This window comes from Defluviitalea raffinosedens (assembly GCF_016908775.1).
In the GTDB taxonomy this organism is placed as follows: Bacteria; Bacillota; Clostridia; order Lachnospirales; family Defluviitaleaceae; genus Defluviitalea; species Defluviitalea raffinosedens.
This window is the reverse complement of the sequence record NZ_JAFBEP010000007.1, coordinates 1-15196: the sequence shown is the minus strand read 5'-3', so window position 1 is coordinate 15196 and position 15196 is coordinate 1. Positions and strand designations below refer to the sequence as shown.

General features: G+C 36.2%; 15 protein-coding genes. All 15 read right to left on the bottom strand.

Annotated elements, in window-relative coordinates; translation table 11 throughout:
* Nucleotides 1–77: 77 nt before the first annotated feature.
* The 15 genes from JOD07_RS07020 to JOD07_RS06950 all read right to left on the bottom strand — a co-directional run bounded on the left by JOD07_RS07020 (nucleotide 78) and on the right by JOD07_RS06950 (nucleotide 15018).
* Nucleotides 78–977 (bottom strand): MetQ/NlpA family ABC transporter substrate-binding protein, encoded by a 900-nt coding sequence (locus JOD07_RS07020; protein ID WP_204613023.1) that lies wholly within the window; start codon nucleotides 975–977, stop codon nucleotides 78–80.
* Between the two features lie 17 nt (nucleotides 978–994).
* Entirely contained in the window at nucleotides 995–1705 is a 711-nt protein-coding gene (locus JOD07_RS07015) for a methionine ABC transporter permease (protein ID WP_158739963.1), read from the bottom strand.
* A 44-nt stretch (nucleotides 1706–1749) separates the two neighbouring features.
* Entirely contained in the window at nucleotides 1750–2571 is an 822-nt protein-coding gene (locus JOD07_RS07010; protein WP_158739962.1) for a methionine ABC transporter ATP-binding protein, read from the bottom strand.
* 286 nt (nucleotides 2572–2857) lie between these two features.
* Entirely contained in the window at nucleotides 2858–3304 is a 447-nt protein-coding gene (locus JOD07_RS07005) for an RrF2 family transcriptional regulator (protein ID WP_158739961.1), read from the bottom strand.
* A gap of 190 nt (nucleotides 3305–3494) precedes the next feature.
* Nucleotides 3495–4613 carry an SLC13 family permease gene (locus JOD07_RS07000; protein ID WP_158740108.1) on the bottom strand — a complete coding sequence of 373 codons (1119 nt, stop codon included), beginning with the start codon at nucleotides 4611–4613 and terminating at the stop codon, nucleotides 3495–3497.
* A 110-nt stretch (nucleotides 4614–4723) separates the two neighbouring features.
* Complete coding sequence (locus JOD07_RS06995; protein WP_204613022.1) at nucleotides 4724–5293, bottom strand: 4Fe-4S binding protein; 570 nt, start codon at nucleotides 5291–5293, stop codon at nucleotides 4724–4726.
* A complete protein-coding gene (locus JOD07_RS06990; RefSeq protein ID WP_204613020.1) occupies nucleotides 5290–5487 on the bottom strand; it encodes an ATP-binding protein in 198 nt (65 codons plus the stop codon). The genes JOD07_RS06995 and JOD07_RS06990 overlap by 4 nt, the downstream gene beginning before the upstream one ends.
* Before the next feature lie 382 nt (nucleotides 5488–5869).
* A complete protein-coding gene (locus JOD07_RS06985) occupies nucleotides 5870–7765 on the bottom strand; it encodes an ABC transporter ATP-binding protein (protein ID WP_158739958.1) in 1896 nt (631 codons plus the stop codon).
* A complete protein-coding gene (locus JOD07_RS06980; RefSeq protein ID WP_408609347.1) occupies nucleotides 7755–9428 on the bottom strand; it encodes an ABC transporter ATP-binding protein in 1674 nt (557 codons plus the stop codon). Before JOD07_RS06980 ends, JOD07_RS06985 begins: the two co-directional genes overlap by 11 nt.
* A gap of 241 nt (nucleotides 9429–9669) precedes the next feature.
* Nucleotides 9670–10158 carry a pyridoxamine 5'-phosphate oxidase family protein gene (locus JOD07_RS06975; protein WP_158739957.1) on the bottom strand — a complete coding sequence of 163 codons (489 nt, stop codon included), beginning with the start codon at nucleotides 10156–10158 and terminating at the stop codon, nucleotides 9670–9672.
* A 120-nt stretch (nucleotides 10159–10278) separates the two neighbouring features.
* Complete coding sequence (locus tag JOD07_RS06970) at nucleotides 10279–11445, bottom strand: iron-containing alcohol dehydrogenase (protein WP_158739956.1); 1167 nt, start codon at nucleotides 11443–11445, stop codon at nucleotides 10279–10281.
* Between the two features lie 187 nt (nucleotides 11446–11632).
* Nucleotides 11633–11989 carry an arsenate reductase family protein gene (locus JOD07_RS06965; RefSeq protein ID WP_158739955.1) on the bottom strand — a complete coding sequence of 119 codons (357 nt, stop codon included), beginning with the start codon at nucleotides 11987–11989 and terminating at the stop codon, nucleotides 11633–11635.
* Nucleotides 11990–12218: 229 nt separating this feature from the next.
* Nucleotides 12219–13283 (bottom strand): hypothetical protein, encoded by a 1065-nt coding sequence (locus JOD07_RS06960; RefSeq protein WP_204613018.1) that lies wholly within the window; start codon nucleotides 13281–13283, stop codon nucleotides 12219–12221.
* 149 nt (nucleotides 13284–13432) lie between these two features.
* The gene (locus tag JOD07_RS06955) at nucleotides 13433–13996 is read right to left on the bottom strand and encodes a flavin reductase family protein (protein WP_158739953.1); all 564 of its coding nucleotides are present in this window, start codon (nucleotides 13994–13996) and stop codon (nucleotides 13433–13435) included.
* Between the two features lie 113 nt (nucleotides 13997–14109).
* Nucleotides 14110–15018: an SPL family radical SAM protein gene (locus JOD07_RS06950; protein ID WP_204613016.1), complete on the bottom strand. Its 909-nt coding sequence runs from the start codon at nucleotides 15016–15018 to the stop codon at nucleotides 14110–14112.
* Nucleotides 15019–15196 lie beyond the last annotated feature (178 nt).

Sequence of the window (15196 nt, the reverse complement as noted above, 5' to 3'; positions counted from 1 at the left end):
CTCTCCAAGATTAATTTTAAAAACATACCTGTTGGCTAAGCCCATGCATTATTTTTGCAAATTCTATAATTCTAAAATCACTGATCCAGTTTTGCCGGAATGACTGCTCCATTATAGGTGTCTAAAATATATTGTCTGGTATCTTCATCCTGTAATGCTTTTACTAAAGCAGCAATTGCAGGATTATTCAGATCTTCCTCTCGCACTGCTATGATATTGGCGTAAGGACTGTCACTGCCTTCACTGAAAAGTCTTGTAGAAGTGATTTTTGCTTCTAATACCTTATTGGTATTGGTAATAAAAAAGTCATAGTCGTCTTTGGTTGGAATAATTTGGGCTGAATCAATTTCAACAATTTCTATAGGACGCAGATATTCTTTAATATCTAAAACGGAAGCACTAAGAGATTTTACAGTTTCTTCATTAAGCTTAATGAACCCATTTTGCTCAAGAATACGCAAAGCACGGTATTCATTGGTTCCATCATTGGGAATAGCTACAACTGCATGATCCGGAATATCCTCTTTTTTGGTATATTTATCAGAATATGCTGTGATAGGCTCTACATGAATGTTCCCTGCATTAACAAGGTTATAGCCATTGGCCTCGTTCCATTCTTTAAGATAAGGTTCATGCTGGAAAAAGTTAAAATCAATTTCTCCTTTTGCAAGTTTTTCATTAGTTGTATTGTCCGCATCCGTTGCAACCAACTCCACATTAATGCCCTGTTCTTTTAGTTTAGGCTTTACAAACTCAATCAATTCAGAATGAGGCACTAAATCAGCAATCCCTTTAATGGTCACAATTTCCTCTGAAGGGGATGGATCTGTCTCGCTGTTTACAGAAGTCTCACTTACAGAATTAGGAAACGCATCTGAATTCTGACTACTCCCACATCCAGCAAAAAAGTAAGTGGTTAACACCAATATAAAGATAAAATGAAACACTTTGAAATTCCTAAAAATTTTTCCTTTCATCTTATTCCCTCCTAAATTTAAATCAGATTTCTCTTTTTTAAGATTTGCTTGGATATAAAATTGCCAGTCCATTGAATGACTTGCACTAAAACAATTAAAACATAGACTGACGCAAACAAAACATCATGTTGAAAACGTTGGTAACCAAAACGTACTGCAATGTCTCCAATGCCTCCGGCCCCAAACATTCCTGCAAGGGCAGTCATGGAAACAACAGCAATGACAGCTACAGTAAATCCACGAATCAAAGAAGGTAAGGTCTCAGGAAGCAATATACGAAATATAATTTGAAAATTAGTGCTGCCAATGGATTTTGCTGCTTCTATCTTTCCTTTTGAAATTTCCAGCAAACTGCTTTCTACAATACGCGCATACATAGGGATACAACTGGCAGCAACAGCGATAATACATGCATTCGTACCATAGGATTTGCCAAAGAAAAATCTTGCAACCGGAATCATAAGAATAATCATGATCATTTGTGGCAAAGAACGCAGACAATTGATCAGCCAGCCTGATCCAGTGTATAAAATTTTCATAGGCACCAATCCATCCGGATTTGCTACAGTTAATAAAATTCCTAATATGAGTCCAAAGACCAGCATAATAATCGAAGATAATACCGTCATATACAAAGTTTCCAAAATCGCTGGTGCCAGCCGCGCCCATATTTGTGGTGAAAACGAAGCTTTTATGACTTCCCAAATGGGCGTATCGAGTAAGCTCATAGCATCACCTCCCTACACAGAAAATATGTTTTGCTTAGGATAAGTTAAATTCCTGCTCCATTGACGAGTTCCGGCATTCGCTGAAGCTCCGTATAGACCTTTGCAAATAAAGCTCCTGTGCGACTATGAGGATTATTAAAAATATCTTCGACCAGTCCTACTTCAATGATTTGTGCATCTTCTAGAACGGCCATTCGCTCGCAAGTATATCGAATGGCATCCAGTTCATGGGTAATCATCAAAATGGTAATCCCTGTACTGTGGTTGATTTCTTTAAGTAAATCTAAAATCTGCAATGTAGTTTGGGGATCCAAGGCTGAGGTGGCTTCATCACAGAGTAAAATTTCAGGCCGATTCACCAATGCCCTCGCAATACCCACTCGCTGTTTTTGTCCTCCGGACAGTCCTCCCGGATAAGCATTCAGTTTATCAGATAGACCAACTAGTTCTGCTGCTTCCAAAACTCTGCGTTTTATTTCTTTTTTCGGAATTCTGCTGATTGCTAACGGATATGCAATATTCTGATAAACTGTTTTAGCTTCAAATAAATTGAATGTCTGAAAAACCATACCTATCTTTTTTCTTGCTTCCAGCAGTTCCTTTTTTGAGAGTTTAAGAATATCCACACCTCCCACTTTGATACTGCCTGAATCCGGCGTTTCAAGCCGATTGATACATCTGACAAGTGTTGATTTTCCTGCTCCACTGAATCCAATGATTCCAAATATTTCTCCTTTGCGTACTGTTAAATTGATTCCTTTAAGTACTTGCAGAGAGCGGCCTTGTGTATGAAATGTCTTATGCAAATCTGAAATCTGGATATATCCATCCAAAATGTCCCGATCATTCAACGTCACATTGATCATTGAATTTTTGCGCCCCTCCTTTCTACTAATCCTGCTCAAGCACTATGAAAAATCAATAATCCGAATTTTTAAAACCTATAATTCGTATAGACATTATATGTTTTCATCCTTTTCCTGTCAATAATGGATACAGTAAATTTTAAATTTTTTAATAATTTGATGAATTTTCAATGTAAAATACTGGCTGTTTTGTGCAATATTATATAACATATATGTTTTATATGTTATTAGTATAAAAAAAATACCTCTCAACAAAGAGGTATTTTTTATTTCATTTATTCTTCTGTTATATATAGAACATTAGAACATTATCCAACCGATATTTTTCTACATCCTTCACTAGATCGGCTATAGTGATTGAACTTAATGTTGTTTTAATGTTTTTATCCAAAACATCAAAAACAGAAGACTGCAAAGCTTTCTCAATATCTGGTGCTTTTTCAAAAACTGTCTCCTGAGTTTGTTCAAATAAAGAAGCTTCCACAGTCTGCAAAACATCCAATACTGTGATCTCTTCGGGAGTGCTTGTTAATTGATAACCGCCTTGTGCTCCTTTGGTAGAAGCAACGATCTTTCCCTTTTTAAGAGCAGAAAATACTTGTTCCAGATAGATCTTAGAAATCCCTAATGCTTCAGAAATACTGATTACAGTAATGCATTTCCCCACATTATATTGTTGTGCCATATGGATTACTGCTGCAAGAGCATATCGTCCTTTTACTGATATTCTCATCTTTCTCACTCATTTCATATATAGATACTATGGATTAATGATAAAAAAAAATAACTAAATTGTCAAGTCATCTGTATCCAATTCCATTACTTGTAATATATTATGGTTCATCTACAATAACCGTTTACAACGTTATGTTTTTGTGACGTAATTAATGATACAGATGCCTGACTGATACAATTCACTTTTACTAGATGATATAATGCAAAAGCAAAAGCACTGCCAAAAAGATGATATTAAGCAATGTAAATAGCCCGAGATAGGCTAAATTTCTTTTGCCTTCTGTTGCACCATAATATTTGAATGAAATCAGACTTGCCATAGAAGCAATGATTGTTCCAAGACCACCTAAGTTAGTTCCGACAATCAGTGCTGAAATATTATCCGTGAAACCAGAAAGAAGAATCGCTGCAGGAACATTGCTGATCACCTGACTGGCAAATACGGATATAAGCAATTCGTGTCCATGAATCATACTATTCAGCCAGGAGTGGATCTCCGGAATACGCTTCATATTACCGATAAAAACAAATAAGAAAACGAAAGTAAGCAGCAGAGCATAATCCGGTTTACCAAGCATCTTGCGATCCATCAGAAAAACCACGATCAAAGTTACAATTCCCACTATGTACACGGATATGATATGGGCTACGCTTGCTAAGGCAAAGAAGAACAGCAAAAGATAAACAATTGCTTTGCTTTTTCCCTTTTCTGTAAGCTTGCGAGGAGATTGCACCTTTACAGCGACTGCTTTATTATCGATCAGTATAACACAAGCAACCAACACACCAATAAGTGAAACCAATGTGTAAGGCAGCATTAAAGCAATAAATTTGCCCATGCTCATTCCACTTAGGGAATACAGATATAGATTCTGTGGATTGCCTATTGGTGTAAGCATGCTGCCTAAATTACTGGCAATGGTCTGAAGCACAATCGTCGGAATCAGGTAATTCTCCAAACTAGCCATGGTAAGTACATCAATGGCAAAAGGCACAAATGTGATCAGTGCAACATCATTGGTAATCAGCATGCTAAATACAAAACACAGCAATACCAGTACAATGGATAAGCTTCGTACATTGTTCGTCTTTTCCAGCATCCAGCTTCCGATCATCGAAAATATGCCCAAGTTTCGTAGCCCAGCCATAACAAGCATCAAGCAAAACAAGATGGTTAATGTATGAAAATCTATGTAGCTGATATATTGAACATCCAAAGGTACGAATACCATGGACACAAAAGCCAACACAAAAGATATGCACAGCACGACTTCTTTTTTTACATAATCTATGATTGCTTTCATCATGTCGTTACCCCTTAACAGTAATAAATTTGTCATTTTAACGTTTATAAAATGTCCTCACCTACTTTATCATAGAACTTGTTAAAATAAAAGTATCATCGTTCTATTTTTATTTACCTTTTTCCGTATTTTAATATACTTATCCCCTGAGTCATTGTACCCATGGGACAGTAAACACACCATGAGCGGGGTTTAAATAAAAACATTGTTATAAGTCCCAAAATAGTAGATGTAAGCATAACACTATAAAATCCAAAAGCGAATTGGGCAACCCAAGGTGGTACTGAACTGGTGTTGGTCCAGTTCCATGGGAGTTTTATTGTCCATAAAAGAGTAACCACTTCTTTCAGATTATTCGTTCCATTGAATACTAAATAAGTAGAGAAAAGCATAATCCCAAACATAGCCATAAAAAAAGCCAAAAAACCATAGCGGAACCATTTACTTCTAATAAAAGCAGGAATACTACGGTTTGAAGAAAGCTTTAGCCTTCCTCCCAGCAATTCAAATAACTGCCCCCTGCCACAATAGCTGTTGCAGTATATCTTGCCCTTACCCAGGATCGATAGTGCTAATGGCGTTATAAAGCAAATCAAACCTATCCAGGCAAACAAAATACTAAAAAAACCTAATGTCATATATACTGCAGAAAATATCCATAAGTATTCATTCCACTTCTTCATGCTTTAACCTCCCTTTCCGTTACTTGAATAACCGAAGCAGGACAGGCTTTCTCACACTTTTTGCATCCGATACATAAATCTTCGTTAACATCTGCATAAATTCCATGAAAAATGGTTATGGCTTGACGGGAACAAACTTTTTTACAAACTCCACAGGCTACACATTCTGATTGACTTACTATTGCTTTGTTCATAAAATCCTCCTTTTAGTTAATTTTTTCCTACACGGCATAATGAACAATGATATGTATATGAGCAAATCATCTATACTCATATATTATATCAATATATTTTAATATATCAATATAATAGTTGATTTTTTTCATAAAAAATATACCTCCAATATGTTTTAATAGGATCATATCGAAGGTATGAACATAGATCAATTTATCCCTCTTTATTAGAATAATTAAAATTAAACAAAGTCTTGATTGCTGAAAAGCCTAAATAATGAAAAATCTCGAACAATAGGCATTTCTGTCCCTTTTGGAAGATTTTACAAATTCCTTATAAGCAAAAAATGTGCAGCATAAGGCTAGTGCCTTATTCGCTGCACATTTTTTCAATACACTTAATTTATTCTAACTCAAAAGCACCAGTATACAACTGATAGTACTGACCTTTTTGAGCAATCAATTCTTCATGGTTGCCCCGTTCAATGATGCGGCCGTGATCTAATACGATAATCACATCAGAGTTTTTAACTGTGGACAAGCGGTGCGCAATGACAAATACTGTTCTGCCATGCATCAATGCATCCATTCCACGCTGAACAATGGCTTCCGTTCTTGTATCAATAGAAGAGGTTGCTTCATCCAAAATCATAACCGGAGGGTCTGCAACCGCTGCTCTGGCAATGGAAATAAGCTGACGTTGTCCCTGGGAGAGATTCGCACCATTTTCAGTAAGCATCGTATGATAGCCATTAGGCAAACGGGTAATGAAATCATCTGCTCCAACCAGTTTTGCGGCTGCAATACATTCTTCGTCAGTGGCATCCAGTTTACCATAACGAATATTATCCATTACAGTACCGGTGAAAAGATTGGTATCCTGGAGAACTATTCCAATCGCACGGCGAAGATCCGATTTTTTAATCTTGTTGATATTAATGCCATCATATCGGATTTTGCCATCGGCAATATCATAGAATCGATTGAGCAGATTTGTAATGGTTGTTTTTCCAGCACCGGTTGCGCCAACGAAAGCAACCTTTTGTCCTGGCTTCGCATAAAGGCTTACATCGTGCAAAATGGTTTTCCCTGGCTCATATTCGAAATCTACATTGAACAATCTCACATCACCAGTTAGTTTGGTATAAGTTACGGAACCATCACCATGGGGATGTTTCCAGGCCCAAATACCTGTTCTTTCTTTACATTCAATAAGCTGTCCATTTTCTTCTCGGACATTTACTAAAGTTACATAGCCTTCGTCCTGCTCCGGTTCTTCATCAATCAGATCATAAATACGCTGTGCACCGGCAATTCCCATAACAACTGCATTGATCTGATGAGATACCTGGTTTATGTTTCCGACAAACTGCTTTGTCATGTTCAGGAATGGAACAACTATGCTAATTCCCATGGCAAGGCCGGAAATACTTACATTCGGAACATCAGTGATTAATAAAATACCACCGGTAATTGCAACAAATACATATAAGATATTACCTATATTATTCAAAATTGGGCCAAGGATATTTGCATATTGGTTTGCTGCTCTTGAGTCATTAAACAATGAATCATTAATCTTATCAAAATCTGCTTTACTTTCTTCTTCATGACAGAAAACCTTGATAACCTTTTGCCCATTCATCATTTCTTCTATAAAACCTTCAAGATGTCCTAGCGCTTTCTGCTGCTTTATAAAGTATTTGGCAGAACCGCCACCAACCTTTTTGGTAACAAAAAGCATTATAATAACACCAACAATTACAACAAGGGTTAACCACAGACAGTAGTAAATCATAATTCCAAAAACAGTCATTACTGTAATGCCTGATACCAAAAGCTGCGGAAAACTCTGAGAAATCAACTGGCGTAAAGTATCGATATCATTGGTATAATAACTCATGATATCCCCGTGATTATTTGTATCCACATATTTGATTGGCAAAGTTTGCATCTTATTAAACATTTTTATACGGAATTTTTTCAGAGTTCCTTGTGTAAGGATTGCCATCATCTGGTTATATGCAAAACCACTGGCAAGGGACAATACATAAAATATTGCTAATACTGCAACAAGAGATAATATTTTTCCTTTTACCCCGTTCCAGTCGCCAGTTTGCCAGTTTTGCTCCACAAGTGCAATAATATTCTGCATAAATACAGCAGGAATAGAGCTTATAATCGCGTTAAAGATTATAAATATAATGACAGCCGGGAACATCACCGGGTAAAACTCAAGTATGGTTTTGAACAAGCGAATGATGATTGATTTTTTACTTTTAATTTGATTAGTTTTCATCCTGATCACCCGCCTTATTTTGAGAATAGTATATTTCCTGGTAGATCGCATTTTCAGCTAATAATTGCTTATGGGTTCCAATACCATTAATAGTACCTTTGTCCATAACTATGATTCTATCCGCATCCTCAACAGAAGCTGTTCTCTGGGCGATGATGATCTTGGTTGTATCTGGAATATATTCCCGGAATGCCTTGCGAATCTTAGCATCTGTCTTGGTATCCACTGCACTGGTAGAATCGTCAAGAATTAATATTTTTGGCTTTTTAAGCAGTGCTCTGGCGATGCAAAGTCTTTGCTTCTGACCACCTGATAAGTTAGCTCCCCCTTGTTCAATATAGGTATCATATCCCTTAGGGAATTGACTAATAAATTCATCGGCACAAGCCAGCTTGCAAGCCTCAATCAGTTCTTCATCTGTTGCGTCTTTATTTCCCCAGCGAAGATTTTCCTTGATGGTTCCTGAGAAGAGAATATTCTTCTGCAGCACAACAGCAACCTGATTTCTCAAGGTTTCTATATCGTAATTTCTTACATCTACGCCCCCTACTTTTACAACGCCTTCCGTTGCATCATACAGACGTGGAATGAGCTGAATAAGAGATGATTTTGCAGATCCTGTTCCGCCAATAATACCAATGGTTTCACCGGATTTTATGTGTAAATTGATATTGGATAAGGCCATTTTCTCTGCTTTTTCGGAATACTTAAAGCTCACATTCTCAAAATCAATTGATCCATCTTTAACTGTATATACTGGGTTCTCAGGATTTGATAATGTACTTTTTTCATTTAATACTTCAACAATACGCTTAGCAGATTCCCCAGCCAAAGTAATCATTACAAATACCATAGAAAGCATCATTAAGCTGCTTAGAATCATAAAATTGTATGTTAGCAGCGCAGAAAACTGCCCGATATCAAAATCCAAGCCCCTGCTTGTAATAATGGTATAGGACCCAAAAGACAAGACAAAAATCATAACCAAATAGATGCAAAACTGCATTAAAGGTCCGTTCAGGGCCAATATACGTTCAGCTTTTGTAAAGTCAGCACATACATCTTCAGCAGCCGCTTCAAACTTTTGCTGTTCATAATCTTCACGGACAAAAGATTTTACTACGCGCATTCCTTTAATGTTTTCCTGGATGGACTTGTTTAAGGCATCGTATTTGGTGAAAACTTTCCTGAACAATGGAAATGTCTTATAGATTACAATACCTAATCCAATTGCAAGAATAGGAACAACCACAAGGAGAATCCATGCCATGCGTCCTCCCATTACAAATGCCATCACAAATGCAAAGATCAACATCAAAGGTGCCCGTACTGCCACTCTGATCAACATCATATAAGCATTCTGCACATTGGTAACATCGGTTGTCATACGGGTAATCAATGAGGAAGTCAAAAATTTATCGATGTTTTCAAAGGAATAATTCTGAATGCTATAGAACATATCCTTTCTTAAATTCTTTGCAAATCCACTGGCCGCAGTAGCGCTGGTTGAACCTGCAATTCCACCAAAAAGCAATGAAAAAAATGCCATTAGGATCAAGAGAACCCCATACTTGATAATGGTGTTTAATCCACATCCAGCCTTAATTTCGTTGACCAATGCTGCTGTAATAAATGGTATAATACATTCAATAACTACCTCCATACTAATGAGTATTGGAGTGATAATGGATACTTTTTTGTACTCCCGTACACTTCGTGCCAAATCTCTAATTATAATAATCAGCCCCTTTCCATAAAAAACGAGTATTGTTTATCTGCAGAATTTCATGATAAACATTACTCGTTTTTGCCATGTGATTAAAATCTAAATTAAATAAATATTTAGTAAAGCGATTATACTATCCTATCAAATTTCAAAAAAATTGTCAAATGCAATTTATAGTCTACTTGTTTTTTGCCCTGACATATTCAATAGATTCTTTTCCAGTAATATGCTCAACATCAATTGCAATTATGTATGCCTGAGTGCATCTGTCTATTTCATTTTGCTTAGCTTCTTCAGGCTGATCTCCCGAATATTTTTCAACTAAAGCCCTGAAAGCTTCCTGGCGTTCATCACCTTCTACAATTCTCGCTTTTCCAAAGGCAATTGCACTGCGAAAATATGAAGTAAATTCCTTGCTGACGATCGTATCTTCATCTATAACTGCAAAAGAAACCTTTGGATCTTTCATAATCGCATCTAACTTATGTCCTGCTTTGGCTGAATGGAAATATATTTTACCGTTATGATATACATAACTAAGAGGAACAGCATAAGGATAACCTTCATCACCAATACACGCCAAAACACCATTGGTGCATCTGTTCATTACAGCCTCAGTCTCTTCTTTGGATAATAACTGTTTAATCCTCCTCATTTCTCTGAACATTATACGTCTCCCCTCTGATTTTATATGCTGACTTCTTTGAAGTATTTTTTGTCTTTCTTATGTGCTTTGGAGATGAGCCTACAGCAGAAGGTTTTTAGTTATAATTACTTGTAATTCTCATCACATACTGGATTTCAAGATGTCAATGATTTCCTCATGGGTCAGCACTTTATATCCACCTGTTAAAATGAAAGTATTGGATGCAATGCCTTCAAGCATATCTTCAGTAACCCCTAAATCTCTGATATTCATCACAAGGCCAATTTCTCTCATATAGGCTTCCATGCGGTCAAGCCCTTCCTTTGCAATCTCCTCATCCGTTTTTCCTTCAGGATTGACATTCCAGACATTGATTGCATAGCGTTTAAATTTATGAAGTCCGTAAGGCATAATGTATCGATAATAAGGCATAGAAACAGCGGACAAAGTCATTCCATGGGTCGCATCGGTATAGCCACCGATAGCTTGCCCAATCATGTGAACCATCCAGTCTTCGGATTTGCCTTTTTCAACCAGTGTATTAAGGGCCCATGTTGAAGTCCACATAATATTGCTTCTGGCTTCGTAATCTTTAGGATTTTTAACAGCTATCCTTGAACTATGAATCAAGGACCTTATCAATCCTTCCATTATGTAGTCCGAAGTGTTATCATCATCTCCGGAAAAATATTGCTCCAGGATATGGGACATAATATCAAAAAAACCTGCTACCATCTGATATTGAGGCACACTAAAAGTATATACGGGATTTAATATTGAAAATTTCGGGAAAACATTCTCATCAAAAACACGGCCGATTTTCTGCTTCGTTGCCGTATTGGTAATCACAGAACCACCGTTCATTTCAGAGCCGGTACCAACCATTGTCAGAACACAGCCAATGGGGATGATTCTGTTATCCACCTCTTCCATTCGTAAAAAATATTTATTCCATGGATCTTCATCACAATGTGCAGATGCCGATACGGCTTTTGCATAATCGCATACCGAACCGCCGCCCACAGCCAGGATTAAATCTACATCATTGTCTTTAGCAATCTTGCATCCTTCGTACAATTTATCCACAGTGGGATTAGGCATAACTCCCGGATCCTCAATAATTTCTTTGTCGTTCTCTTTAAGGATTTTTATGATTTCATCGTAAAGTCCTATTTTCTTAATAGAACCTCCCCCATAAATAAGCATAACTTTTTTACCATACTTGGGCAATTCCTGATTTAACCCTTTAAGAGCCTCATCTCCAAAATATATTTTAGTAGGATTTGAATAAACGAAATTTCCTAACATGATGTACCCCTCCCTGTTTATTTAAGCACTTTCATACATCTGCACAGAATAGCCGCTTAATGTACTTGAAAACCAGAAAGTTTTATAACCCTCTCTTTATGAATTACTTTTTTTCTTTAGATAAGCAAATCATTCCCATTTATATAATTTAAAATTTAAAATCAAATTAATGTCAAGCTCAATTCGGTTATAAAATCCCAAGGGCAGTTTTCCAGTCTGCTTCCTTAAAACCAACCAAAACAAAATTATCACCAATCAAAATGGGCCGTTTCACAAGCATACCATCTGATGCCAGAAGACTATACTGTTCCTCCTCACTCATAGTGGGAAGCTTGTCCTTTAATTTCAGTTCTTTATACAAAAGACCGCTGGTATTAAAGAACTTCTTTAAGGGCAAGCCACTCTTTTTATGCCATTCCTTTAATTCCTCTACAGATGGATTTTTTTCTTTAATATGCCTTTCTTCAAAAACTATACTATTTTCCTCCAGCCACTTTTTAGCTTTCTGGCAAGTAGTGCATTTCGGATAATATACAAATAACATAAAATTCCTCCATTCTCTTTTTACATATTATAAACTACATCAAATATGAACACTTAGCCCATTCTCAAAACCATGAGCATTACAACTTAAAATTTATTTTGAATTTAATGCAAACTTATTATAAAATACGTCATTAATAATATTATATAGCAACATATAAAAACTCCACAATCTTTTCTGCTGTGGAGTTTCGGATTAAAAATTTGATTATAATTGCATCACAATAAAGTTATTTGATGATCTCAATTGAATAAAATTGTAAGGATACCCCCTGGTACTTTATCTCAATAGATGCTTCCAGTTTATTATTAAATTTGTAGCCAGGTTTAATCTCTACAGGATCTTTTAGCTTGTAACTGCCATCTTTGGAATAGACAACTTCCTGCATATAATATTTTAAATCGCTGTTCACTGTTGTTTCTTTTCCATCTGTTATATTTACAACATTTAAGCCTTTGATATCAAAGGTTTCACCCACCTTATACGAATCCTTTGAAGGCATGCTCTTTAATACTATAGGTGCCGTTACCGTTGGATCTACACCAGTCAATTTAGGTGCCCACATAGAATATTCTTTGTCTTTATACTTAATCGTTGCCCAATTCCCATCTATCCTGGTAACCCATACCTTTTGTCCGCTGCCAAATTCTCCTAATATCTTTCCATCCGGTTTATCCCTGTAAGGAGTATTATTATATCTTACGCTAAATACCGCTGGTAAAATCGGTATAAATCTGATTTCCGCATGATGAGGTGCATCAGGAGTTGGATTAGCTGCACAAATCCAAGGATCTGCATGTTTCCATACTATAATGGCTGTTCCATCCTCTTTCTTCTCTCCACTGGCATTTACAACATAGTCTTTATTCATTCTTGGGCGTAGGTTAAAAAGATCATAATTATTTTCACTATAAACATTCCATACAGTCATATACTTTTTGGCGTCTTTTTTAACGGCTTTTACTCTTAGTTCGTTTAACTTGTCAGGATTTTTAGCCATTTCTTCCTGAGTAATCTCTAATCCTAAGTATCTTCCATCCTCAAGTTCAAATTCATAATCGCCATTTCCACAATCATGTATCCTGAACTTCGTATTTCCTTCTTTAGTATTGGTCTTATTACGCAGTTCAATATTACCATCTTTATCAACATCAAGATAATTCCACATAATCCGCAGATAATGCCATCCTGCTGATGGTTTCGCTGTATTATTGGTTGCTGCATACATCGTATTGGGTAATATGCCAAGTAAAATGCAAACCATTAACATACTGCTTATAATTTTCTTTTTCATATTAAGTATTCTCCTCTCTAATAAGCTAAAACTCCAACTACTGCTATTGCAAAAATAATTGCATGAGAATATAAAAAGGCTCCCAGCTATCGGCATACCGGCCGAAAATCTGGAAACCTTTGATTTTAAGCCATGTAAGGCATATATAATTATTTTGGCGTATTTCTTAACATTAATCCGTCTTTAAACGCATTTCCTACCTTTTCTCCAAGACCTATGTATGCATGATTTACCGGATCATATGTAATCGGTTTAAGCTTTTTGGGATCAATCTTGCCGTCTGTCAGAATCTTTTCATCCACACTGATATTTACTATCTCACCAACCAGAATATCATCCTTATATCTTTTTACCTTACATTCAAGAGCCATGGGAAGTTCATCAATAAGCGGTGCATTCACAAATTCACTTTTAGTTGCATGAAAACCTGCGATCTCAAATTTGTCCGGTACTTTATCGGCTGATTCTATACCCACATAATCACAAGGAATAACCATATCCTCTGTTGCAATGCTAACCGTAAATGCCTTTGTAACAGCCAGATTCTTTGTTGTCTTATGTTCTGACAAGCTAATCGTAATTTCCTGATAATCCGTTATAATTCCCCAGGCTGCATTCATAGCATTAGGTACCCCGTTTTCATCATAAGTTCCTATAATCAATACCGGCATTGGGTACATAAATGGTTTTGCCCCGAAATTTACTCTGCTCATTTCAAAACCTCCTTTTTCAGCAAGCTCAAGGTGTGTTTGACTATTCATTCTTTATTGATTATTATAGCTTATTTGCTTTATGAATAAAATAGTCAAATGAATAAATATCTAATCTAAATATTAAATATAGATATCTGATCGTTCTGCTCGGGGAAATGAGCGCAAAATTCGAAAACTTCTTTTACACCATAAATGATATTATTTCCCTTACAAAAATTCTTAATAATTCTTGTAAGCTTTTGATGGTTTGGACTTCTGAGTTCATAAGATAAGCTATACTTTTTCATATATTCTTTCTTCAACTCAGGAAAATGTTCGTCCAGCTTTTTAAAAAAATACTCTCTGTTTCCATGACGTAACGTCATTCCTATTCCAAAAGTCAACAACCCTGTTACCTTTGCCTGCTTACAATAATCTAAAATGCCTGAAATATTTTCCTCATTATCATTAATAAAGGGCAATATTGGTGTCATCCAAACCACAGTTGGTATGCCTGCTTTATGCATTTCCATTAAAACTTCAAAACGTCTTTTGGTGGAGCACACATTTGGTTCCAGTATCTTGCAAAGTTCCTCATCATAAGTTGTTAACGTCATCTGAACCACACATTTGGCTTTTTTATGGATTCTTTTTAAAATATCTATATCCCGTAAAATTAAATCGGACTTTGTGAGTATTGCTATCCCAAATCCGTATTTTTCAATCACTTCAAGACATCTTCTTGTTTGCTCTAATTCTTTTTCAAGAGGAATATACGGGTCTGTCATGGCACCTGTGGCGATCATACACTTCTTACTTTTTTTCGATAAGGCTTCATCCAGTAATTTCACTGCATTGGTTTTGACCTCTATATTCTCAAAGGTATAAGTCATCCCATAAATCTCACTTCTGGAATCACAGTAAATACAACCATGGGTACAGCCACGATATACGTTCATGTTATTCTTTGAGGAAAGAATCGTTTTATATTCTTTTTCAGTATAAGTCTTATGTTTTCTTTCATTAACATATTGATCACACATTTATAAGTCCTCCTATAAGAAAGCGTTTCGCTTCCTAAACTTTCACTCAAAGGTCAGTCAACAAAACCGACAAAATACAATATCTCTTAATCCCCCTAACCCATTTGGACAATCACACACTAGTTTAGTAAAATAATACTAACAGGAGGTTGTCAAAAATGAGGTCAAAGCAAAACAG